This is a genomic window from Actinoplanes sp. NPDC051343 (assembly GCF_044455125.1).
In the GTDB taxonomy this organism is placed as follows: Bacteria; Actinomycetota; Actinomycetes; order Mycobacteriales; family Micromonosporaceae; genus Actinoplanes.
This window is the reverse complement of record NZ_JBITEL010000016.1, coordinates 60,668-81,860: the sequence shown is the minus strand read 5'-3', so window position 1 is coordinate 81,860 and position 21,193 is coordinate 60,668. Positions and strand designations below refer to the sequence as shown.

Genomic DNA, 21,193 nt, shown 5'->3' with positions numbered 1-21,193 from the left:
GTGTGACGGTCATCGTGGTAGGAGCCGGGATCGCCGGCCTGGCCTGCGCCCGGGAAATTCTCGACGCCGGGATTCCGGTCCGGGTGATCGAGCGGGCGCCGGGCGTCGGCGGCCGGCTGGCGAGCGTACGCATCGACGGGCGCATCGCCGACATCGGCGCGGCGTATGTGACGGCCGACGATCCGGCGTTCCTGGGCCGCCTGCAGAGCTGGCGGATCGCCGGGCTGGCGCGGCCGTGGACGGACAGTTTCCGCGGCCAGCACGGGCCCGGCCCGATGCGCTGGTCCGCCCCGGGCGGGCTGCGCAGCCTGGCCGAGGACCTCGCCGGCGAGTTGGAGATCACGCTGGGCGCCGAGGTGACCGGGCTGCCCCGGGCCGACGCGGTGGTGCTCGCGATGCCGGGACCCGAGGCGTTGCGGATCGCCGACCTCGCCCCGGCCCGGGAGCAGTCGTGGTTGCCGTCGCTGGCGGTCGTCCTGACGTACGGGAAAAGGGTGTGGACCGATTTTCACGGCGCCTTCGTGAACGACCATCCGATCGTGGCGACGATCGTCGACGACGGCGATCGGCGCGGCGACCGGGCTCCGGTGCTGGTCGCCCACGCCACGCCCGAGTTCGCGCCGAGCGGCGACGGCGCCAAGCTGGCCGCCGCGGTCGGCGAGATCCTCGGCATCGGCGAGACCCCGCGCGTCGACGCGTTCCCGTGGCCCTACGCGACGCCCGCACCCGGTCCGGCCGGTTTCGCCCGGGCCGGGAACGTCTATCTCTGCGGGGACGCGTTCGGGAAGCCGCGCGTGCAGACGGCCTGGCTCAGCGGCCGGGCCGTCGCGCGCAGCATCATCTCAGAGCGCTGAATCGTCTGAGAGCACTGAATCGTCTCAGAGCGCTGAATCGTCTCAGAGCACTGAATCGTCTCAGAGCGCTGAATCGTCTCAGAGCACTGAATCGTCTCAGAGCACTGACCGGTAGACCTTCATCGTGTCCTCGGCGATGCGGGACCAGCTGAACTTGGTGACCGCCCGCTCGCGACCGGCCAGACCCATCCGCTGCGCCCGCTGAGGGTCGCGGATCAGCTCGGTCATCGCGGCACCGAAGTCGGCCACGAACTTGTCCGGGTCGACCGGGGTGCCGGTGCCGTCGGTCAGCTGCTCGATCGGCACCAGCAGGCCGGTCTCGCCGTCGGCGACCACCTCGGGGATGCCGCCGGTCGCGGTCGCCACCACGGCGGTCTCGCAGGCCATCGCCTCCAGGTTGACGATGCCCATCGGCTCGTAGATCGACGGGCAGACGAACACCGTGCCGTGCGTGAGCACCTGGATGACCTCGTGCTTGGGCAGCATCTCCTGCACCCAGATCACGCCCTGCGGATCGCGGGCCGCACGCAGGTCACGGGCCAGCCCCTCGACCTCCTCGGCGATCTGTTCGGTGTCGGGCGCACCGGCCAGCAGCACGATCTGCGCCTCGGCCGGCAGGTCGTGGCAGGCCCGCATCAGGTAGGGCAGGCCCTTCTGCCGGGTGATGCGGCCGACGAAGACCACGCTCGGGCGGTTGAGGTCGATGCCGAGCCGCTCGATCACGTCGGTGCCCTGGTCGGGCTGGTAGAGCTCGGTGTCGATGCCGTTGTAGACCACCTGGATCCGGTCCGGGTCGACCCTCGGGTACGCCGCGAGCACGTCCTTCTTCATGCCGCCCGACACCGCGACGATCGCGTCCGCGTTCTCGATCGCGACCCGCTCGCAGAACGAGGAGAGCGCGTAACCGCCGCCCAGCTGCTCGGCCTTCCACGGCCGGAGCGGCTCCAGGCTGTGCGTGGTCACGACGTGCGGTACGCCGTACAGCAGCTTGGCCGTGTGGCCGGCGAAGTTGGCGTACCAGGTGTGGCTGTGCACGACGTCGGCGCCCTCGCAGCCGGCCGCCATCTCGAGGTCGACGCCCATGGTGCGCAGCGCGGCGTTGGCGCCGGCCAGCCCGGCCGGCTCCGGGTACGCCGTGACGCCCGGCTCGGTGCGCGGCGCGCCGAAGCAGTGCACCCGCACGTCGGCCAGCGGCCGCAGGTCGCGGGAGAGGTATTCCAGGTGTACGCCGGCGCCGCCGTAGACCTCGGGCGGATATTCGCGGGTGATCAGATCGACGCGCAGCTCAGTCACGCCCACACCTTAACCTCGGGCGGGCCCGAAGCTGTCGAGGACCACGGTCCACTTGCCGAACAGGCCGGCCCAGTCGTCGCGCGGGCAGCGCCACTCGATCCGGTAGGTCTTCGAGCCCAGCGTGATCACGTCCTGCTGGGCGCGCATCGGCCCGGTGCGCGGGTCGCGGAAGGTGTATCCCCATTCCGCGTTCGCCGTTCCCGGGATCTGGCCCATGGTGACCCGCTGGTACTCGTCGAGCTTCGTCTTGCCCTCGCCCATGGTCAGGCCGTCGGCGAGATCGGCCGGCGGTGACTTCCAGACCGTGACCCGCAGGCTCAGCTTGCCGTTCGTGAACAGCGCGCCCGGCCCGTGGTGCCAGCCGTCGGGCACGGCGATCCGGTAGGCGCCGTCGGGGCTGGTCCACCACGCGAAGCCGGCGGGCAGCGCGTCCAGCGGCGCCGCCTCCGACGGCGAGGGCGGGGCCACGCTGAGCGTCGGCGCGGCGGCCGGATGCTCGGAGCGGGGCGCGGCGGCGGCGACCGCGGCCGTACCGCCGGCGACCACCACGACCGCGGCCACGATGGCCAGGCGGCGGCCGCGGCCCGCGTAGCGCCGGGCGGCGGCGCTGATGCGTACGGGACCCGGGACGCGCTTGCGCGGCACCGCCTCTTCCTCGGCGATCGCCGGGGTGGACGGCAGGATGACCCGGCGCAGCGCGTTCTCCGCCTCGGCCGGGCTCAACCGCTCGGCCGGGTCACGCCGCAGCATCCGCTCGAGCACCGGGCCGAGCGGGCCGGCGTGCTCGAACGGGTCGGGCGGTTCGGTGTCGAGCGCCCGCAGCGTGTCGTCGGTCGTCGGCCGCGAATAGGGCGGCCGGCCCTCGACCGCGTGGTAGAGCGTCGCGCCGAGCGACCACAGATCGGAGCGCTCGGTCGAGGTGTTGTCGAACAGCCGCTCCGGAGCGACGTATTTCGGCGAGCCCAGAATGATGCCGGCCTCGGTCAGCGCGGCGATGCCGGGCCCGGTCACCGCCGGGCCGAAGTCGTTGAGCACGATGCGGCCGTCCGGGCAGACCAGCACGTTGCCCGGCTTGACGTCGAGGTGCAGCAACCCGGCCCGGCTCGCCGCGGTCAGGCCGTCGAGCACCGCCAGCCCGATCATCGCGACCCGGCCGGGCGGCTGCGGGCCGTCCTCCTCGATGACCTCGAGCAGCGACCGGGACGGCACGTACTCCATGACGATCCACGGGTCGTCCTCCACCGACTCGGACACGACGTCGATGACCCGCACGACATTGGGATGCATGATGCGCCCCACCGCGCGGGCCTCGGCGACCGCGTGTTCGCGCACGAGCGCCCGCTCCTCGGCCGACAGGGCCTCGGGCAGCACGCTCTTCTTCAGCGCGACCTCACGGTCGACCATCTCGTCGGCGCCCAGCCACACATGGCCCAGGCCGCCCGCACCGAGCGCCCGGACCACGCGGTAGCGCCCGGCAACGAGCTGTCCCGCGGCTGTTAGGCCCTCCGCCGTCATCCGATCCCCAGATCTGCTCGACTCCGCCAAGTCGTACCCCTGACGGTACCGGATGCGCGCCTGCCCTTTCCTGCCCACGAGTGGGGCAGTTCGGCGGACTGCCACTGGTCCGCATGGGGGAAGACCAGCTTCGATGCCGGCTGTACCGTCCTGTCCGTCAGAGCGTTACCGTCCTCGCAACCGGGTAGATACACGGAGCTCACAAACATGCCTAAGCACGGAGGAAGCCCGCGGATCTGGCGATGGCTGTGCGCCGGACTGGTCGCCGCGCTGCCGATCGGCACCGCCGTCGTTCTGCATGAACCGGACAGTCCCCGCGCGCTCGGCACCTTCCACGACGACAGCACCGTGTTGATTCCGGCCGCCCAGCAGAACACGGCCGCCGACCTTGCCGTACGCCTGCAGGCCATGCTCGGCCAGCACTCGGTGCTCGCCGCCGACCTGATGCGCAGCCGCATCCGCGGCGACGACGACTTCGTGCAGGCCGCCAACGCCGCCCTCAACAAGAACACCGACGACATGTCGGGCCTGATCGGGCAGCTGTTCGGCACGCCCGCGGCCAAGTCGTTCTCCCCGCTCTGGTCCCAGCATGTGGTTGATCTGGTGACCTATGCGGGCGCGCTGGCCGACCACAACGACTCGGCCCGCAAGAGTTCCGACGCCCGGCTGGTGGTGTCGGAGAACAAGCTGGCCGACTTCTTCTCCGCAGCCTCCAAGGGCCGCCTGTCCAAGTCCGACGCCCGGTCCGCGGTCGAAATGCATGTCGACCATCTGACAGAACAGGCCGACGCGTACGCGAAGAAGGACTATCCGGCCGCCGACAAGCTCTACCGCGCCGGCTTCCAGCACACGTACGCGCTGGGCCTCGCCCTCGACGACGCGCTGCTCCCCAAGTCCGACGTCGCCATCCTCCAGCAGCCGATCTGGCGACTGCGCTCCCAGCTGGGCGAGCTGCTCGCCGAGCACGCGGTGCTGATCGAGGACACGACCCGGGCCGCGGCCAGCAACACGCCCGACTTCAGCGCCGCGGGCGACCAGATGAACGGCAACACCCAGGACATCTCGGCCGCGATCGGCACGCTGTTCAGCGCGTCCGCGGGCAAGCAGTTCCAGGGGATGTGGGCCTCGCACGTCGACGCGCTCGTGTCGTACGGCGCGGCAACCGCGGCCAAGGACCAGACCCGGCAGCAGGCCGCCAAGGCCCGGCTGGCCACCTTCGAGACGCAGATGTCGGCCTTCCTGGCCGGCGCCACCCACAACCGGCTGACCAAGGCGCAATATGCGGCCGCCCTGCGCGACCATGACCAGATGCTGATGCAGCACGCCGACGCCTACGCGGCCAAGGACTACGTCAAGGCCCACGACGTCGGCTACGAGACCTACAACCACATGTTCGACCTGGCCCGCACCCTGGCCGACGCGTTCGGCGAGTCGGTGGCGGAGAAGCTGCCCCAGGGCGGCGCCCAGACCGGCTACGGCGGCGAGGCCGGCCTCGTGGCGACCTGGTGATGCCGGTCCGCAAGTTCCGGGTCCCGCTGCTCGCGGCGGCGGCCCTGCTCGTGGCGGCCGTGGCGGTGGCCGTGATCCTGGCCGTCGTCCGGTCGCCGGGCTCCGCCCACCCGGTGGCCGGACAGCAGACGGCCGACCCGCCCGGCACCCGGCCCAACCCGGCCGACTCCTTCCAGTCGGTGCGGACGTACGACGAGGTCGCCCCGCCCGTACGCATCCGCATCCCGGCCCTGCACGTCGACAGCAAGCTGATCAACCTGGGCCTGCAGTCCGACGGCAGCGTCGCCGTGCCGCCGCGCACCGACATCGCCGGCTGGTACGACGGCGGCCCGCGGCCCGGCCAGCCCGGACCGGCGGTGATCCTCGGGCACGTCGACTCGAAGGACGGCCCCGGCATCTTCATCGACCTGCACGCCGTGAAGGCCGGCACCGAGATCCGCGTCGACCGGGCCGATGGCAGTTCGGTCAGTTTCGCCGTCACGAAAGTGCAGAAAGTGCTGAAGACCCGGTTCCCGACCGACCTGGTCTACGCGCCCACCCTCGACCCGACGCTGCGGCTGGTCACCTGCGGCGGCAGCTTCGACCCGGCGAAAGGGAGTTACCGCGACAATGTCATCGCGTTCGCCGTGGAAAAGTAGGGCCGCCCTGGTGCTGGTCCTGGTCGCCGCGCCGCTCCTGGCCGGCGGCCCGGCCGCCGCCGCGGACATCCCGCTGCCCGTCGAGGCCGTCTTCCCCGGCGCCCGGACGAGCACCCTCGTCGTCGACCTGAGCGCCAGCGACGACAAGGCCGGAGCCCTCACCGTCACCGCGGGCGGCCAGACCCAGAAGGCCACCCTGGTCCCGGTCGTCTCGTCCGGCCTCGCCCTGGCCCTCGTCGTCGACGACGCCCGGGCCGGCGCCGCCAACCTGGCCGCCTGGTCGAGCGCGGCCGCCCGGTTCAGCCTCGCCGCCCCGCCCGACGCCCAGGCCGTGGTGGTCTCCTCGGCCGCACCGGCCAAGGTCGGCGGCGCGCCCCAGGTCGGTCCGGCCGGCATCGTGGCCACCCTCACCCAGATGACCGCCCACGGCACCCGCGACACGACGGCCGCGCTCGCCCTGGCCACCAAGCAGTTCCCCGGCACCGCCCCCGGTCGCCGCGTGGTGGTGCTCTACACCGGCGCGCCCAACGCCGGCAGCATCGGAGCCGAAGCGCTCAGCGCCGAGTTCCGGGACAGCGGCACGATCCTGGTCGTCGTCGGCACCGCGAGCGGCAACGGATACTGGGCCGCCGCGACCGAAGGCACCGGCGGCTTCTTCGCCCCGGCCGGCGACCCGGTCGTCGTGCCCGCCCTCGACCAGGTGCAGACCACCCTGGCCGCCCGCTACCTGGTCCAGCTGGCCACCCCGGCCCGGCTCCCGGCCCGGGTGTCGGTCAAGGTCAGGACCGGGGACGCGACCTTCAGAGGCCCGGCCGACATCCCGGCCACCGCCGCCGCCGGTCAAGGTCGTGACGACGAGGGCGGCCCCTCGGTCTGGTGGTGGGCCGGTGGCGCGCTCCTCGTCGTCCTGCTGGCCGCCGCGGTCGCGCTCCCGCTGCTGCGACCCCGCCGCCCGGTCCCGGCCGCCGCTCCGGGCGACCCCACTCCCGTACGCGGGCGGGTCGCCGTGCCCGGCGCCGCCCCCGGCCGCCCCGCCGTGCCGCCACCCCCGCCCGACGCCGACTCCTGAACGCGGACACCGCGGCCGAAACCCCCGCTTCGGGTGGCGTCATCGGCCGCGGAAAAATAGAGTCAGCGCATGGCTGTAAAGGTGCTTGCGATCGTGCTGGCGGGCGGCGAGGGCAAGCGCCTGATGCCCCTCACCGCAGACCGTGCGAAGCCCGGCGTCCCGTTCGGCGGGATCTACCGGATGATCGACTTCGTCCTCTCCAATCTCGCCAACGGCGGCTACCTCAAAATCGTGGTGCTGACCCAATACAAGTCGCATTCCCTCGACCGCCACATCTCCAAGACCTGGCGCATGTCGACCCTGCTCGGCAACTACGTCACACCGGTGCCCGCACAGCAGCGGCTCGGCCCCCGCTGGTTCGCCGGCTCGGCCGACGCCATCTACCAGAGCCTCAACCTGATCAACGACGAGTCGCCCGACTACGTCATCGTCTTCGGCGCCGACCACATCTACCGCATGGACCCGAAGCAGATGGTCAACGACCACATCGCCTCGGGCGCCGCGGTCACCGTCGCCGGCATCCGCCAGCCCAAGTCGATGTCCGACCAGTTCGGCGTCATCGACGTGGCCGAGGACGGCCGGCGCATCCGGGCCTTCCGCGAGAAGCCCCGCGACGTCGAAGGCCTCCCCGGCTCGCCCGACGAGATCTACGCGTCGATGGGAAACTACGTCTTCACGACCCGCGCCCTCTGCGAGGCGGTCACCAAGGACGCGCAGGACCCGGACAGCAAGCACGACATGGGCGGCAACATCATCCCCATGCTCGTCGAACGCGGCGAGGCCAACGTCTACGACTTCCGCGACAACGACGTGCCGGGCAGCACCGACCGCGACCGCGGCTACTGGCGGGACGTGGGCACACTAGACTCGTTCTACGAGGCCCACATGGACCTCATCGCCACCCTGCCGGTCTTCAACCTGTACAACCACGAGTGGCCGATCTTCACGAACTACGGCTCGTGGCCACCGGCGAAGTTCGTGCACGGCTACGACGACCGCCAGGGGCGCGCGATCGAGTCGATGATCTCCCCCGGTGTCGTCATCTCCGGCTCGCTGGTCGAGCGCTCGGTGATCTCACCCAACGTGCGCGTCAACTCGTGGTCGCACGTCGAGGGGTCGGTCATCATGGAAGGCGTCTCGGTCGGCCGCCGTGCCGTCGTCAAGAACGCCATCATCGACAAGAACGTGTCGATCCCCGAAGGCGCCCAGATCGGGGTCGATCTCGATCGCGATCGGAAGCTCTACACCGTCAGCGATTCCGGGATCGTCGTCATCGGTAAAGGTCAGCGGGTCGAGCTTTAGACGTCACCGCGTAGCGGACGTGGGTGGCGTACCGCGAGCTGTACGCCTTGATCACCTCGAGGTCCAGGTCGTGGTGGAAGCCGTCGAACAGGCGCTTACCGGCGCCGAGGATCACCGGGGCCGTCGAGATGACCAGCTCGTCGACCTTTCCCGCGGCCAGCGCCTGCCGGATGATGTCGGCGCCGCCGCCCACGGCGACGTCGCCCTCCCCGGCCGCCTCGGCCGCCTGGGCGAGGGCGGTGTCGAGGTTAGCGACGAAGCGGAAGCGGGCCTCGGCCGGCGGCTGGTCGGCGGTGCGGTGGGTGAGCACGAACAGGGTGCCGGGGAACGGGTTGGTGCCGCCCCAGGCGCCGGCCGCGTCGTACATGCCGCGGCCGACGACACCGGACGCCACGGTCGAGACGAGCTCGTCGTAGAACTCCTTGTCGGGTCCGTGCATGGCAAAGTCGTGGCCGCCGTCGTACGTCCACGGCCCACCCATCACCCAGTAGTGCAGGCGTTCACCGCCGCGGCCGAGGCCGCACTCCGGCCCGTCGCCGGGCCCGGTGACAAACCCGTCGACCGACGTGGTGATGGATGCGATGATCTTGCTCATGTCGTCTCCTCCGTAGGGTGTCGCCGGTATGGACCGGGCCGGCGGGCTCAACTCATCGCTACCGCCACCGAGATGTCAGCCCTCGGCGAGGACGGGTGCTGCCACGGCGTAAGACCCGGTCGAAGGGTGGGACTGACGTTGGTCCGCTTCGTCGGGCACGCGGCGGACCTGGCGATCCGCCAAATTGGATCCACGATCCCTCACGTTGAGCGATTCGCGCCATACTGCGGGAATGTAGCCCCCACCCGCCCCACTCAGCCGGAATCGGCTCATCTTTAGGGACAGAAGAGGCGTCCAATCTGGACGCCGCAATGGATTCCGTACGATAATGCCTGCATGCCCGGCGAAAGCGGGTGGGCCAAGGGTTGCCGCCTTGGCAACAAACCGGCTCGATGTGGCCTGGCGCTCATTCTGCTGGGACTGCTCGCGTCGTGCGGTCCAGTACGCGAGCCGGCTCCTGACGTCCCGGACCAGGCCTTTTATCAGGACAGCATAACCGAGGACCGAAGCGCTCTCTTCGACGCCACGGTAACCATGGCGATCTCGGACCACGCAGCGGCCGGCAAGTCTTTTCCGCTGTCTGTATGCATTCAAGGATCCCAGACAGCAGAAGATTGCGTTCCGACCGGCCTCCTTAAAAAGGATTCTTACGAATTGAACCACTACTCCGCAAGAATTAGAGGCGGCAATATCGAGGTGGACGTGACGGCAACGGATCCCAAGGTAAGCGTCACGAGTATCTGGGAAACCGACGCTCCCCAACCGATATTGGCGCCGACCGACACCGGATACTGGGCATGGAGCATAGTCGCGTCTTCACCTGGGCAAATCAAGCTGATCGTCAGGGTTTCGGTTTTCCATACCGACACCAAGGACCTACTCGAGCCAAGTAGCGAATACGTTGCAACGGTAGATGTGGGCAAGGACTTCTCTTACTTCGCGGGGGCGCGTTTCCAATAATCAGCGCCATATTGAAGTGGCTTCTGAGCGCCGTGGCCGCCGCCGGCGGACTGGCGGCAATAGGGGCAGCGACGAAATGGTTGAGAAGGAAGAAGAAGCCGAAACCCGGCCCAAAGGCATCAGCAACCAAGACCACGGGCCTTGAAGCGAGGCGAACCAAAGGAGCAACGCCGCAAGCGAAGCCTGGTGGAGGGACACCAGTAACTACAAGGGCGCCGAAGGCGAAGAAGTCGCATTCATGATCTTCATGTCGAGCGACCTCGCCGACCATCTCTGACCGACCGCCGGCCCGCAGGGCGTGGTCGGCAGCGTTTGCCGTCATCGGTTGATGAGCAGCCGGCTGCAGAGTCGCCTGGCCCGATCGACGGCGTGACTGAAGCGACGCCGGGGCGGAGGCGGGCCGGCCTGCCCCAGATTCATTCCGGTGTCCGGCGCGTCGGATCCGGGCCCGTGATGAGAGACGGGCGGGGTGCCGTCAGCGGAAGGTGCCACTCGTCGGAGACCTTCGTCCTCGTGCCGCTTGCTCCTGCTCGCCCGGACCTGCTGCACGATGGTCAAGACGGCACCGACCACTCCCAAAAGCGCACCAAGAGTTTGCAGGTACGGGGTGGCCCCCTGCCAGGAGGCGTCTGCGGACAACATCGGGATTCTCCAGATGATCGACGGGGACAATCCCGGTAGCCTCGACGATCAGGAGCCTTGCCCGCATCCCGTTGCAACAGATCCGCACAGAGGCGTCACTTCTGGCCGCTTCACCACAAGGCGACAATGTGCTTACAGTCAGTCATGGCGCGTGGCTCTGCGGACAATCACAGAAGTGCACAGGAATTCTATGCCCTGCAGCTGAAGCTGTGGCTTGACCACTGTGGGCAACCATCCTTACGAGCGATGGAGGCGCTCAGCCGGGAACTCGGCCATTACTACTCATACAACACCATCAGGTACAAGCTGTCGGGCCGGGGCACGATCGATTGGGCGTTCATCGAGACGATCGTCAGGGTCGGGCACAGCTACGCGGAATTACCCGGAGAACCTGACCTCGAGTCGTGGCGCAGGAGATATGAGCGCGCACGCCTACATCCGCACTGGATCGGGTCGACGCCTTCCGTCGCTGACTCGTACCTCACGCGGCAGACCCGCATCGATACGGTCGGCACCCTCCCCCCGGGCAACACGTTCGTTCTCACCGGCCTCGGCGGAGTGGGCAAGACACAGCTCGCAGCCGACCTCGTACACCGTTCCTGGGTGGATCATCAGGTCGACCTGGTGGTGTGGGTGATCGCGACGTCCCGCGAGGCGGTGATCGCCGCGTACGCCGAAGCCGCCGCGAAGGTGGGTATCGCCGGGGAGGGCGATGCCGAAGCCGCTGCCGGCTGGTTTCTGGCCTGGCTGACCGAGGACCACGGCCGCCGATGGCTCGTCGTGCTCGACAACGTGCAGGCTCCGAACGACCTCCGGGGCCTCTGGCCGCCGACCGGGAACGGGAACACCGTGGTGACCACACGAAGCCGGCACGCGGCGTGGGCGGGCAACGGACGTACGATCATCGCCGTTGGCGTCTTCGAGCGGGACGAGTCGACCCGATACTTACGTGACAAGCTCGACGACGACGAGTTCGACGGCGCCGCCGCACTCGCGGACGCCTTGGGACACCTGCCTCTGGCCCTCGCCCAGGCGGCCGCATACATCCACGACGTCGGTCACGACTGTGCCGACTATCTGCGCCGGTTCCGAGCGGGCCGGCTCGCCGACGTCGAACCGGATTCACTCCCGGACGAGCATTCCGCCGTCGTGGCCGCGACGTGGGACCTTCGATCCGGGCGGCCGACGCGCAACGCCCGACCGGGATCGCCCGCCCGCTGCTGGAAGTGGCCGCATTGCTCAGTCCGGACGGCATCCCGGCGCCGGTCTTCGCCACCCGCGCCGTCCAGGCGCTGCTGAGCGAGCGGCGCGGCCGTCCGGTCAATGCCGACCGCGCCTGGCAAGGACTCTCCAATCTCAAGTTGCTCAGCGTCTGCGGACTGGACGACGATCGGCGCACCGTACGGGTGCACCAACTCGTCCAGCGCGCGGTCCGTGAGGCGTGGCCGGGCAGGCGCGAGCAGACGGCCGTATGCGCGGCGGACGCCTTGCTGGAGGCGTGGCCGGACGTGGAGCGGGATCTGATGCTCGTTGACCTGTTACGCACCAACACGGAAGCGCTTTGCCGGAACTCCGGTGATGCGCTGTGGCATGGCGGGCTGCACCAGGTGGTGTTCCGGGCCGGCAACAGCTTGACCCTGCGCGGCCTCCCCTCCGCCGCCCTCGCCTACTGGAAAGCCCTCCTACCGGCTGCGGTTGATCGTCTGGGCCCCCACCACCCCGACACGCTGACGATTCGGAACAACCTCGCCTGGGCCCGGAGCCGCACGGGATCCAGCGATCGTGCCCTCACGGACATGCGGGAGTTGCTGACCGTACGGCGGCGCGTGCTGGGCGCAGATCACCCGAACACCTTGGCCACCGAGCACGGCATCGCCGATTTCCAAGCGGAAACCGGAGACGTCGACGGCGCCATCGAGATCTTGCGAAGGCTCGTCGCCGGCTACGAACGGGTACTCGGTCCGGACGAGCGCGACACCCTCAATACCCGCCTGTCCCTCGTCCGCCTGCTCGCCTCGAGCCAGGCACCGGCCGAGGCGGTTGCCCACCTGCGTGAATTGCTTGCCGACTACGTCCACGTTCTCGGGCCCGGTTGGCCGGAAACGCTGGACGTCGAGTTCAGCCTGGCCGGTGCGCTGGTAGCCGCGGACGAGTTCAGCGAAGCCCGGTCAACGACCGAGCGGCTGGTCGGCGAATACACACGGGTGCTCGGTCCGGACCACGTCGATACCTTGAGGGCGCGGTTTTGCGCCGCCGACCTGCACGGCCGCGACGGACGCCGGAAGCAGGCGGCGGGCGAGATGAGGGAATTGCTCGACGACGTGCAGCGGCTGCTCCAGCTGGGACGCCGGGAGGCCGAGGAGATCCGCGAGTGGATCCGGCAGTGGTCGGGCGACGAGGACCAGCCCGAATAGGCCACGCCGTGCCGCGGTGCCAGTGCGTCACCGGTCGGCGGGCTCGACCTGGCACGTCCCGGGCCGCCGCTCGCGGCAAGGACCAGGGTTCGGACCAGGGCGAGGCACCGGTGCCATGCCGGGCGATCCGTCGGCACGGTGAAGGCTATGTCCAACCACTACAGCGCGGCCAACCTCAAGTTCCCCGGCGACGACGCGCGCCTCGACCTGACCGACCTGTTCGTCTTCGGTTCGCCCGAGGATCTGGGCAAGACGGTTCTGATCATCGACGTGAACCCGCACACCACGGGTATGAGCGCCATGCCCCCGTTCCTGATGAAGTCGGAGTTCCACCCCGACGGCATCTATCGCATCAACATCGACACGGATGGGGACGCGCAGGCCGAGATCGCGTTCACGTTGGTGTTCTCCGAGCTGGTGGACGACAAGCAAACCGGCACCTTGTTCTACGCCACCGGCGCCGACGCCCGCCGCCCCGAACCGGCCGGCGAAGTGCTCGTCTCCGGCACCCCGGTCGGCTTCGACGCCGGCGCCGAGCCGGTCCAGGCCGCCCCGGTCCGGCTGTTCATCGGCGTGCGCAGCGACCCGTTCTTCGCCGACGCGGACGGTGCGTTCCACGGCTTCCACTGGACCGGGCAGGACGCCTTCGCCGACCGGAACATTCTGTCGATCGCCATCGAGGTGCCCCATGACCTGCTCGGCAGCGGCCCGGCGATCGGGGCGTGGGCCACGGTGAGCGTGCGCCGCGACCGCGCGATCGTCCAGGTCGACCGCGGCGGGCACCCGACGATCAACCCCTTCGTCAACCCGAACAACATCAAGAACGAGTACAACCTGCGGCACCCGGTCGACGACCTCGCCAACTATCTCGAGTTGTGGTCCAAGCTGCTGGAGAGCAACGGTTACCCGGCGGCGGAAGCGCGGGAAGCGGCCCGGATCGTGCTGCCCGACATCCTGCGCTACGACCGCACCCAGCCGGCCGCCTATCCGAACGGCCGCGCCCTCACCGACGACGTGTTCAGCGCCCGCTTCGCCTGGCTGACCAACGGAAAAGTCGGGCCGGACGGCCTGCGGCCACACGACGACATGCTGGACCGGTTCCCGTACCTCGGCGTCCCCAACCGGTACCCGGTCTGACGACGCGTTCGTCAGGCGGTGACAGCGATGACATTCACCCGTCTGCTGGCGGACGTCGCCCGGGTCTTCGAGGCCATCGGCGCCGCCGTCCTGGTTATCGGGCTGATCTGGTCGGTGGTGCTCGCGTGCCGCACCTGGCGGACCTCCGGCGGCCGACGGGCATACCGGACCCTGCGCGAGACCTTCGGCGCCGTGCTCCTCCTCGGTCTGGAGATCCTGGTCGACGCCGACCTGATCACGACGGTCGCGGTCGCGCCGACCCTGCGCAACGTTGCCGTACTCGGCCTGATCGTCCTGATCAGGACGTTCCTCAGTGTCTCGCTGCAGGTGGAGATCGACGGGCGCGTTCCGTGGCGGCGTTTCGTCCCAGCCGGAACCGCGGCCGGGAATCGTGGGGAAGGAGACGGCGGGGATTGAACTGACATCAGGAACCGTCGTCGCTTTGTCGAAGTGATGCCGCGGTTGTTCGGCCTCGTCCCGACGTGCGGCATGGTGTCGCCGGCGTTCACCGGTCGGTGTTGTCCGCGATCCTGTTCTGGCCTGCGGCCGCGGTATGGGTCTGCGCGGTGATGGCCGGGTCGGTTCTCCGCCGGTGGGTGACACCGACGATGGGAACCTCGTTCGTGCTCGCGGCGGCGGCGTTGCTGAGTGCCACGCTCGCGGTCCCCTACCGGTCACGGCGGCTGTGCAGCATCGCGCTTGTTCTCACCGTGGCGGGTCTCGCCTCCACGGGTTCGCGGCCCTGCGATTCGGCCTGAGCCAGGTGCTTTGCGGACATGGCGACAATTGGATCGCCGGCGGGGCGCCGGACTGATTTCAGATCGCCTCGAGGACGATGTCTTTCAGTTCGATCAGAGTTTCGATCCGATAGCTGGCTCGCGAGAAGTCCTGCGCTTCGGTGAATTCGTTATGGACAACGGCACAGTTGATACCGGCCGCCACCGCCGAGTTCAGCCCCCGGGCTGAATCCTCGACGACCAGCGTCTCTTCTTTGCCGGCCCCGAGGCGCTTCAAGCCGGTCAGGTACGGTTCCGGGTGCGGTTTGGCGAGCTTGTAGTCCTCCCGGACGAGGACGAAATCCATGAACCGTCTGATCTCGCGCTTCTCATGGATGACGTCAAAGTCTGCCCGCTTCGCCGTCGTCACGATGGCCATGCGGACGTATTTCGACAGTTCGGCAAGAGCTTCTACGACACCTTCGATCTCGATGGCTTCGGTTCGCAGATATTCCTGATAGTAATCGTTACGGACCGCACGCTGCCTGCTGATGGCCTGTTCATCGATGCCGGCCGCCCGGGCCTGGGCCCACGTGCCCAGTCCCCGGCTCATGTCCCGGAGATATTGCTCCTTGTCCACAGTGAAACCGATATCGGCCAGGGCGCGTTCGCCGGCCTTGTAGTACCAGGATTCGGTGTCCACCAGAACACCGTCGTGATCGAAGAGTATGTACTTTTTCACCGTCTAACGCCTTTCCCGCAACGTCTGGGAAGGCGGCACCCCGTAGCGAGCGCGATAAGCACCAGCAAAGCGCCCAAGATGGGTGAACCCCCAGCGGAAGGCCACCTCGCTGACGCTGACCTCCCACGGCTCCGACCGGGACAGCTCGGCGTGGACGCCGTCGAGGCGCAGGCGGCGGAGGTAGGTCAGCGGAGACATCCCGACGTGCTGACGGAACGACTCCTGGAGGACCCGCACGCCCACACCCGCTATCGCCGCCAGGTCGTTGGCCGTGAACGCCCTCCACGGCTCCGCGTGCATGGCGTCCAGCGTCCGTTTGACCGTGCGGGGGCGGCGCGGTCCCTGCAGGCCCGCCGGCTCTTCGCCGTACGGGTGTTCCACGGTCAAGGCGAGACCACTCACGACCATGTCGCGCCAGCGGGCGGCCATGCGCGGCTGGGACGCCAGGCCCTCCTCGCCGCGGAGTTCGCGGTGCAGCAGCCGCACCAGGGCCGTCCACGTGCGGCCGGGGCCGTCGATCAGGTCGAAGCTGGCGCCGAGCGGCAGCGGCGAGACGACCTGCTGGTCCAGGGCGGCGTCGACCTCGCGTTCCAGGGCGGCCCGTTCGATCTTGACGCTGAGCATGCGGCAGTTGCCGGGCCAGTCGAGGTCGATGTCGCCGACCGGGCGGTAGACCGCGGCCCGGGTCGGGTCGGCCATCACCACTGTCCCCCGATGGCGTGACCGGAGGGTGCCGGTGAGGGGCGCCAGGACGTGGTAGGACGTCTCGAGGTCGGCGATGTTGAGGTGGATGTCGGTGCCGTAGCTGATCTCGCCGACGGTGATCGGGCCGAGCATGACCACGTCGCCGCTGAAGGCGAAGCCGGCCGTGTCACCCACCGGGGTGACCTGCAGCGGGCCGTAGAAGAGCTTGCGGCAGAAGGCTCGGGCCTCGTCCATGTCGGTCGTGTGCAGCGCGACGTGCACGGGGATGTCGGCGCCCGGTGCGCCCGGGCGGATTGGTCCTTCCCCGCCCACCATGGCGTCCACGATAGACCCGGAACACGCGAGTGTCGGCCCACGTGGTGGGCCGACATCACGATATGGGGTCAGGCGGCTACGGATGCGGGCCAGTCGTACTCGGTGACCGCGCCGCCGTTGACATCGACCTCCTGAAGAGGGGTGACGGGGTCACGCCACACGACGTACCGGCCCTCGGGCAGGTTGTCGATGACCTCGCTCCAGACCACCCCGCCGCGCACGTACCGGGCGCGTACGGCCGCGTGCTTGCGGACCGCCGGGTCCCCGACCGGGCTGATCTCGATCTCGTGGCCGTGCATGACGGCCGGGGTGTGTATGACCAGCGCGCCGATACCGGCACCGATGTTGAGCATGACGGTGCCCTGCCCGGAGGGCACCAGGGTGTGGTGGTGGCTGTGGGTCATCAGGGGTTGTCGAATCCGTCGAAGGGCAGGGGGAGGAACGGGAAGCTCTTGAGCGGCTTGCCGCTGACGTTCTTGATGCTCAGGCCCTGTTCGACCGCGGTGGCCGCGGCGTCCGGCTTGAACGTGGAGTCGACCAGCGGGAAGGTGGCTCCGGCGATGGCCCGCAGCGAGATCGACACGACGTCGTCGGCGATGCGGCGGCCGTTGGGGAAGCCGGCCACGTCGCCGCCGACCACGCCGAACGCGTTCTCCTTGCCGTCCTTCGCGGGCGGGATCGCCGTGTTGAGGCGGAGCATGTCGGCCTGCACGTCGCCGGTGTTGTTCTGGAAGCCGTCGATCAGGCCGTCGGGAATGCCGGTGAGCAGGATCGCCAGCAGGTCGGCGCGGGGCGTCTTCGCCTTGTCGAGCTTGGCCAGGTTGTCGAACAGGCCCGGGTAGAGGACCGGCAGCAGGGTCTGCAGTTCGGGCTTCGAGACGAAGCCGGCGAACCGCTTGTCGTCGCTCGGCGGCAGGCTGTTCCACAGGTCTTTCTGGGCCATCGGCACGATGACCTCGTTGAACAGCGGGTTGCCCAGGCGCGAGACCTGCACGTTGGGTCCGACCACGACGTCGTCGGCCTTGCCGTCGTTGTTGCGTACCTGCACCTGCCGGCGGCTGGCCGAGGTCCAGACTCCGATCACCGCGCCGGGGTCCTTCGCGCGTACCTTCTTGGTGCCGTCGCGGCGCACCATGTGCAGCGGGACCTGGATGGCGATGCTGTGCACGTTGAGCTTGTCGGTGGCGTTGACCGCCTTGCCGGCGTAGTTGAACAGCGTCTTGCCGACCAGGTGCTTGTCCTCGAACGGGCGCAGGGTGCCCAGGTCGAAGATCGAGCCGAGGTCGACGAAGAACGCGTCGGCGCGCTGGCCGGCGAAGACCTTCTCGCCGGTCTTGAGCTTGGCGACCGCGTCCGAGGCGAGCTTGCCGTAGTCGGGGATGGAGAGCTTGCCGACGTTGCACGGCGGGCAGGGCAGCTTCTGGGCGAGGACGGTGCTCTTGCCGTGCTTGTCGACCTTGGTCACCGAGAAGAACTGCCGCCGGTTCCAGTTCGCGTCGTCGAGCGACTTGATCTGGCCGGTGTTGTACAGGAACGTCTTGTCGTTGCGCAGTTCGGTGCGGAACCGGAACTGGTAGGTCAGGTCGGGCCGGGCGTCGCCGTTCGAGTCGATGTGGATCTCGTAGAGCACGTCGTCGCCAAATTCGAAGAAGTTGGGCCCGGAGGCCGGCAACTGCAGCGGCACGTAGTTCGCGATGATCGTCACGGTGTCCGGGTTGTCCGGGCTGACGAACGCGTACAGATCGGAGCTGTCGGCGACCGGATCTTTGCTGATCTCGGGGGCCTCGCGGTGCGATGACATCGTGGGTCTCCTCTTGTCGAGATCAGCCGTGGACGGCTTTGAGCAGCTGGGCCGCGAGCTTCTTGTCGGTCACGGTCTTCTTCGAGGCGCCGGCGAAGACGTCGAACGTGCCCTTCTTCGCGTCGCGCAGCGAGATCACCAGCGGGGCACCGGCCGACGCCGACTCGGTCTGTGCCGACTCGCTCTGGGGGGTCTCGCCGGCAAGGCTCAGCCCGGCCACGCCGGCCACCGAGATACCGACAACCCCGGCGCCGCCGAGGGCGATGGCCCGGCGCCGCGACATGGTGTTACCGGCCACGCGGCGGCGGTAGCGAACACGACTCATTGCTCGGCCTTTCGTCTTGCTTGAAGTAGGGGGCTCACGGGGCGAAGGCGGTACCGAGGTTCATTGCGTCGACGCTCATCAGTACGAACTGCGAACCGTTGTGGTTCAACGGTTTTCGAAGCGCTTACGCCGGAGTCGCCCGAATGCCGCGACGGCCAGGGCGCCGAACACGAGCACCAGGGCACCGATGAGGATCTGATGACCCAGCGTGACCTTGGTGTTGTCACTCACCGGAGTGAGATTCGGCGCGGCCTCGGGGGCCTCGGAGGTCGGTCCGGCCGCTGCGAGCGGCACGCTCCCGGCCGTACGCGATGTGGAGGGTGACGGAGAAGCCGTCGCCGGCCTGGTCGTGGTCTTGACGACGGCCTTCCTGGCCGGCGGCGCCGTCGTGGCCGGAGCGGCCGGGAACGCCAGGTCGGAACACGAGTAGTAGGTGTCCGGGGTGTTCGACGTCTGCCAGACGATGAAGAGGATCTGCCGGCCGGTGCGCTGCGGCAGTTTCACGCCGAACTGGAACGCCCCGCCCTTGAGCGGCGGGTTCGCCACGTCGGTCAGCGGCTTGCTGCCGAGGTCGCCCCAGGCCAGCTTCCTGGTCGGCGAGTAGCCCTGCCGGGTGAGGTAGACCCGGAACGAGCCCTGGTGCGCGATCGTCGCCCGGTACTTGATCGACAGGGTCTTTCCGCTGGTCACGCTCGTAGCGGGGAAGTCGTCGCGGGCGATGTTGAGGCCCTTGAACGCGTCCAGGCCGCCGCCGCACAGCTGGCCGTCGGGCACGAACTTCCGGTCGTTGCCGTCGACGCCCGGCACCCGGATGTTGTCGAAGCTGCCGAACGCTCCGCCGTTCGCCTTCAGCGCCGCCTTGCAGGCGGCGGCGCCGGTCTTCGAACCACCGCCCGCGCAGGCGGCCGAGCGGCTGATCGGCGAGGTGGGCGCGCCGTGTGCGAGTGCGGGGCCGGCGGGAAGCAGGCCTGCGACGACGACGACGCCGGTGAGGGCAAGAAGACGGCGGACGTTCATGGGGACTTCTTTCGGCCGGGGCTGGTCCGCATACAGATACGGAGCCGGGCCGTCAGACGTTCACCTTCCCGGGCGACAGCGCGTGGCCGTGTGATTGAGTGGCGGGGCCCGAGAACAATCGAAGGAGCAATCATGGACAAGCCCGACGTCGGCCCCATCGAGGGTGCGCCGCCCGCCGAGCTCGTGGTCGAGGACCTCACCGTCGGCGACGGCCCCGAGGCCAAGGCCGGCCAGACCGTTGACGTTCACTACGTCGGTGTGGCGCACTCGACCGGGCAGGAATTCGACGCGTCCTACAACCGCGGCGAGGCGTTCAGCTTCCCGCTCGGTGCCGGCCGCGTGATCGGCGGCTGGGACCAGGGTGTGCAGGGCATGAAGGTCGGCGGCCGGCGCCGGCTGACCATCCCGCCGCACCTGGGCTACGGCGCCCGCGGTGCCGCCGGCGCGATCAAGCCGAACGAGACGCTCATCTTTGTGGTGGACCTGCTCGGCGTGCACTGACCTGAGGGCGGCAGCCCGACCGGGCCGGGATGGGGAGCGCCCTTCCCGGCCCGTGCCCATCGTCCCCGCCGCGATCGGTTTCCCGATGTGCGTCGTCCCCGGGGTCGAAAGGTTCTCCGATCGGAATCACCGGGTGGCCTTCACCGCCGCGCAGCCGTTCTCGTCCGGCAGCAGCGGGCGGAAGACGATCCGCCACTTGCTCGAGCCGGTGGTCCACGGCGTCAGGGCGTTCGCGCTGCGGGCCGCCGTCAGCACCTTGGGGGTCTGGTCACCGGTCACGGCCAGGCAGCCGGCGCGGGTCGCGGAGTCGATGTCGGTGCCGGGCAACGCCGGGCCGGGCCAGGCCTTGGCCGGGGGCACCGGTCCGTTGGCCGGTTCGGTCCACGGCGCGGCGAAAACCACCACCGCGGTGGGCTGGTAGGCGACCGGGTTCTTCGGCAGGGCGCCGAGCTTCTTGACGTACGCGGCGATCTTGGCTCGCGTGGAGCGCTGGTCGGCGGTCAGGCGCCTGTCGTTCGACGGGGCCTCGGTCAGCGCGTTGATGGTCACGACCTGCTTGCCTCCGGCGGTCACCACGGTCACGCGGGTGGACGGCGCGTCGGCCACGCCCGGCTGCCCGAGGTCGCTCCCGTTGCGTACGCCGGCGGCCAGGCCCTCCTTGACCAGCTGGCGGACCAGCTCGGGCGTGATCATCGAGACCTGGATGTTGGGCAGCGCCGGGCCGGGATAGATCGCCGGCACCGGCCCCTCACTGATCACCCGGCCGTCGCCGTACACGCTGATCTGCGGGAAGCGGCCGAGCACCATGTCCGGGGCGACGAAACCGCCGTACGTCTCGGTGCGCAGAACCAGGTCGTTGGCGGCCGGCGATTTCGCCGCCGCACTTTCCGGTGTGCCACTGCTTCCCGGTGTGCCAGTGGGGGAACCGGCCGCCGTTTGCTGGGCGCACGCACCCAGGAGAACAACGAGGGGAACGGCGGCGGCGATCAGGGTGCCGCGGAGACGAGTCATGACCTTTGGACGAGCGAGGTGGGGGTCAGGTTCCGGCCCGACGGGAATTTTCCGGTCATAAGGCCCGGATGACCGGCCCCAGGCATGAGGGCCGGCCACCTTTCCACCTCTATTGGGGGGCGGAGCCAAGGC

General features: G+C 69.1%; 22 protein-coding genes. 12 read left to right on the top strand and 10 right to left on the bottom strand.

Annotation, left to right across the window (positions count from 1 at the left end):
• The first annotated feature begins 2 nt into the window (after positions 1 to 2).
• Positions 3 to 854: an NAD(P)/FAD-dependent oxidoreductase gene (locus tag ACIA5C_RS40165; protein ID WP_396064842.1), complete on the top strand. Its 852-nt coding sequence runs from the start codon at positions 3 to 5 to the stop codon at positions 852 to 854.
• A 96-nt stretch (positions 855 to 950) separates the two neighbouring features.
• On the opposite strand, the gene glgA is transcribed toward ACIA5C_RS40165, so the two are convergent.
• Both glgA and ACIA5C_RS40155 read right to left on the bottom strand, forming a co-directional pair.
• Positions 951 to 2,147 (bottom strand): glycogen synthase, encoded by a 1,197-nt coding sequence (gene glgA, locus ACIA5C_RS40160; protein WP_396064840.1) that lies wholly within the window; start codon positions 2,145 to 2,147, stop codon positions 951 to 953.
• Positions 2,148 to 2,156: 9 nt separating this feature from the next.
• Entirely contained in the window at positions 2,157 to 3,662 is a 1,506-nt protein-coding gene (locus tag ACIA5C_RS40155; RefSeq protein ID WP_396064837.1) for a serine/threonine-protein kinase, read from the bottom strand.
• Between the two features lie 207 nt (positions 3,663 to 3,869).
• Here ACIA5C_RS40155 and ACIA5C_RS40150 point away from each other — a divergent pair, with 207 nt between their 5' ends.
• The 4 genes from ACIA5C_RS40150 to glgC all read left to right on the top strand — a co-directional run bounded on the left by ACIA5C_RS40150 (position 3,870) and on the right by glgC (position 8,180).
• Positions 3,870 to 5,171 carry a hypothetical protein gene (locus ACIA5C_RS40150; protein WP_396064835.1) on the top strand — a complete coding sequence of 434 codons (1,302 nt, stop codon included), beginning with the start codon at positions 3,870 to 3,872 and terminating at the stop codon, positions 5,169 to 5,171.
• Positions 5,171 to 5,809 (top strand): class F sortase, encoded by a 639-nt coding sequence (locus tag ACIA5C_RS40145; RefSeq protein ID WP_396064833.1) that lies wholly within the window; start codon positions 5,171 to 5,173, stop codon positions 5,807 to 5,809. Before ACIA5C_RS40150 ends, ACIA5C_RS40145 begins: the two co-directional genes overlap by 1 nt.
• Positions 5,781 to 6,878, top strand: coding sequence for a hypothetical protein (locus ACIA5C_RS40140; RefSeq protein WP_396064830.1), 1,098 nt, complete (start codon positions 5,781 to 5,783; stop codon positions 6,876 to 6,878). Before ACIA5C_RS40145 ends, ACIA5C_RS40140 begins: the two co-directional genes overlap by 29 nt.
• A gap of 69 nt (positions 6,879 to 6,947) precedes the next feature.
• Positions 6,948 to 8,180: a glucose-1-phosphate adenylyltransferase gene (gene glgC, locus ACIA5C_RS40135; RefSeq protein WP_396064828.1), complete on the top strand. Its 1,233-nt coding sequence runs from the start codon at positions 6,948 to 6,950 to the stop codon at positions 8,178 to 8,180.
• Here glgC and ACIA5C_RS40130 read toward each other — a convergent pair.
• The gene (locus ACIA5C_RS40130; RefSeq protein WP_396064826.1) at positions 8,149 to 8,775 is read right to left on the bottom strand and encodes a dihydrofolate reductase family protein; all 627 of its coding nucleotides are present in this window, start codon (positions 8,773 to 8,775) and stop codon (positions 8,149 to 8,151) included. The two genes, glgC and ACIA5C_RS40130, sit on opposite strands and share 32 nt — an antisense overlap.
• Before the next feature lie 336 nt (positions 8,776 to 9,111).
• On the opposite strand from ACIA5C_RS40130, the gene ACIA5C_RS40125 reads away from it, so the two are divergent.
• From ACIA5C_RS40125 to ACIA5C_RS40100, 6 genes are all read left to right on the top strand, one after another.
• Positions 9,112 to 9,735: a hypothetical protein gene (locus tag ACIA5C_RS40125; RefSeq protein ID WP_396064823.1), complete on the top strand. Its 624-nt coding sequence runs from the start codon at positions 9,112 to 9,114 to the stop codon at positions 9,733 to 9,735.
• 888 nt (positions 9,736 to 10,623) lie between these two features.
• Positions 10,624 to 11,676, top strand: a complete 1,053-nt coding sequence (locus tag ACIA5C_RS40120) for an NB-ARC domain-containing protein (RefSeq protein WP_396064821.1) — start codon at positions 10,624 to 10,626, stop codon at positions 11,674 to 11,676.
• Positions 11,604 to 12,791, top strand: coding sequence for a tetratricopeptide repeat protein (locus ACIA5C_RS40115; protein ID WP_396064819.1), 1,188 nt, complete (start codon positions 11,604 to 11,606; stop codon positions 12,789 to 12,791). Before ACIA5C_RS40120 ends, ACIA5C_RS40115 begins: the two co-directional genes overlap by 73 nt.
• A 147-nt stretch (positions 12,792 to 12,938) precedes the next feature.
• Positions 12,939 to 13,928: a DUF4331 family protein gene (locus ACIA5C_RS40110; RefSeq protein ID WP_396064817.1), complete on the top strand. Its 990-nt coding sequence runs from the start codon at positions 12,939 to 12,941 to the stop codon at positions 13,926 to 13,928.
• Between the two features lie 27 nt (positions 13,929 to 13,955).
• A complete protein-coding gene (locus ACIA5C_RS40105; RefSeq protein WP_396064815.1) occupies positions 13,956 to 14,345 on the top strand; it encodes a DUF1622 domain-containing protein in 390 nt (129 codons plus the stop codon).
• Between the two features lie 65 nt (positions 14,346 to 14,410).
• Positions 14,411 to 14,686, top strand: a complete 276-nt coding sequence (locus ACIA5C_RS40100; RefSeq protein WP_396064813.1) for a hypothetical protein — start codon at positions 14,411 to 14,413, stop codon at positions 14,684 to 14,686.
• Between the two features lie 58 nt (positions 14,687 to 14,744).
• Here ACIA5C_RS40100 and ACIA5C_RS40095 read toward each other — a convergent pair whose 3' ends face one another.
• The 6 genes from ACIA5C_RS40095 to ACIA5C_RS40070 all read right to left on the bottom strand — a co-directional run bounded on the left by ACIA5C_RS40095 (position 14,745) and on the right by ACIA5C_RS40070 (position 19,549).
• The gene (locus tag ACIA5C_RS40095) at positions 14,745 to 15,386 is read right to left on the bottom strand and encodes an HAD family hydrolase (protein WP_396064811.1); all 642 of its coding nucleotides are present in this window, start codon (positions 15,384 to 15,386) and stop codon (positions 14,745 to 14,747) included.
• 3 nt (positions 15,387 to 15,389) lie between these two features.
• Positions 15,390 to 16,406 (bottom strand): AraC family transcriptional regulator, encoded by a 1,017-nt coding sequence (locus tag ACIA5C_RS40090; protein ID WP_396064809.1) that lies wholly within the window; start codon positions 16,404 to 16,406, stop codon positions 15,390 to 15,392.
• A gap of 68 nt (positions 16,407 to 16,474) precedes the next feature.
• Complete coding sequence (locus tag ACIA5C_RS40085) at positions 16,475 to 16,810, bottom strand: phospholipase (protein ID WP_396064807.1); 336 nt, start codon at positions 16,808 to 16,810, stop codon at positions 16,475 to 16,477.
• Entirely contained in the window at positions 16,810 to 18,207 is a 1,398-nt protein-coding gene (locus tag ACIA5C_RS40080; RefSeq protein WP_396064805.1) for a DUF4331 domain-containing protein, read from the bottom strand. Before ACIA5C_RS40080 ends, ACIA5C_RS40085 begins: the two co-directional genes overlap by 1 nt.
• Positions 18,208 to 18,229: 22 nt before the next feature.
• Positions 18,230 to 18,532, bottom strand: a complete 303-nt coding sequence (locus ACIA5C_RS40075; RefSeq protein ID WP_396064803.1) for a hypothetical protein — start codon at positions 18,530 to 18,532, stop codon at positions 18,230 to 18,232.
• Between the two features lie 105 nt (positions 18,533 to 18,637).
• Positions 18,638 to 19,549: a lytic polysaccharide monooxygenase gene (locus ACIA5C_RS40070; protein ID WP_396064800.1), complete on the bottom strand. Its 912-nt coding sequence runs from the start codon at positions 19,547 to 19,549 to the stop codon at positions 18,638 to 18,640.
• Positions 19,550 to 19,681: 132 nt separating this feature from the next.
• On the opposite strand from ACIA5C_RS40070, the gene ACIA5C_RS40065 reads away from it, so the two are divergent.
• Positions 19,682 to 20,050 (top strand): FKBP-type peptidyl-prolyl cis-trans isomerase, encoded by a 369-nt coding sequence (locus tag ACIA5C_RS40065; protein WP_396064798.1) that lies wholly within the window; start codon positions 19,682 to 19,684, stop codon positions 20,048 to 20,050.
• Positions 20,051 to 20,176: 126 nt separating this feature from the next.
• Here ACIA5C_RS40065 and ACIA5C_RS40060 read toward each other — a convergent pair whose 3' ends face one another.
• A complete protein-coding gene (locus tag ACIA5C_RS40060) occupies positions 20,177 to 21,061 on the bottom strand; it encodes a hypothetical protein (RefSeq protein WP_396064794.1) in 885 nt (294 codons plus the stop codon).
• Positions 21,062 to 21,193 lie beyond the last annotated feature (132 nt).

What these genes read in the sequence shown, in the direction of transcription:
- ACIA5C_RS40155 (WP_396064837.1), bottom strand. Translation starts at nt 3,662, where the DNA reads ATGACGGCGGAGGGCCTAACAGCCGCGGGACAGCTCGTTGCCGGGCGC.
- ACIA5C_RS40150 (WP_396064835.1), top strand. Translation starts at nt 3,870, where the DNA reads ATGCCTAAGCACGGAGGAAGCCCGCGGATCTGGCGATGGCTGTGCGCC.
- ACIA5C_RS40145 (WP_396064833.1), top strand. Translation starts at nt 5,171, where the DNA reads ATGCCGGTCCGCAAGTTCCGGGTCCCGCTGCTCGCGGCGGCGGCCCTG.
- ACIA5C_RS40140 (WP_396064830.1), top strand. Translation starts at nt 5,781, where the DNA reads ATGTCATCGCGTTCGCCGTGGAAAAGTAGGGCCGCCCTGGTGCTGGTC.
- glgC (WP_396064828.1), top strand. Translation starts at nt 6,948, where the DNA reads ATGGCTGTAAAGGTGCTTGCGATCGTGCTGGCGGGCGGCGAGGGCAAG.
- ACIA5C_RS40130 (WP_396064826.1), bottom strand. Translation starts at nt 8,775, where the DNA reads ATGAGCAAGATCATCGCATCCATCACCACGTCGGTCGACGGGTTTGTC.
- ACIA5C_RS40125 (WP_396064823.1), top strand. Translation starts at nt 9,112, where the DNA reads ATGCCCGGCGAAAGCGGGTGGGCCAAGGGTTGCCGCCTTGGCAACAAA.
- ACIA5C_RS40120 (WP_396064821.1), top strand. Translation starts at nt 10,624, where the DNA reads ATGGAGGCGCTCAGCCGGGAACTCGGCCATTACTACTCATACAACACC.
- ACIA5C_RS40110 (WP_396064817.1), top strand. Translation starts at nt 12,939, where the DNA reads ATGTCCAACCACTACAGCGCGGCCAACCTCAAGTTCCCCGGCGACGAC.
- ACIA5C_RS40105 (WP_396064815.1), top strand. Translation starts at nt 13,956, where the DNA reads ATGACATTCACCCGTCTGCTGGCGGACGTCGCCCGGGTCTTCGAGGCC.
- ACIA5C_RS40090 (WP_396064809.1), bottom strand. Translation starts at nt 16,406, where the DNA reads ATGGTGGGCGGGGAAGGACCAATCCGCCCGGGCGCACCGGGCGCCGAC.
- ACIA5C_RS40085 (WP_396064807.1), bottom strand. Translation starts at nt 16,810, where the DNA reads ATGACCCACAGCCACCACCACACCCTGGTGCCCTCCGGGCAGGGCACC.
- ACIA5C_RS40080 (WP_396064805.1), bottom strand. Translation starts at nt 18,207, where the DNA reads ATGTCATCGCACCGCGAGGCCCCCGAGATCAGCAAAGATCCGGTCGCC.
- ACIA5C_RS40075 (WP_396064803.1), bottom strand. Translation starts at nt 18,532, where the DNA reads ATGAGTCGTGTTCGCTACCGCCGCCGCGTGGCCGGTAACACCATGTCG.
- ACIA5C_RS40070 (WP_396064800.1), bottom strand. Translation starts at nt 19,549, where the DNA reads ATGAACGTCCGCCGTCTTCTTGCCCTCACCGGCGTCGTCGTCGTCGCA.
- ACIA5C_RS40065 (WP_396064798.1), top strand. Translation starts at nt 19,682, where the DNA reads ATGGACAAGCCCGACGTCGGCCCCATCGAGGGTGCGCCGCCCGCCGAG.
- ACIA5C_RS40060 (WP_396064794.1), bottom strand. Translation starts at nt 21,061, where the DNA reads ATGACTCGTCTCCGCGGCACCCTGATCGCCGCCGCCGTTCCCCTCGTT.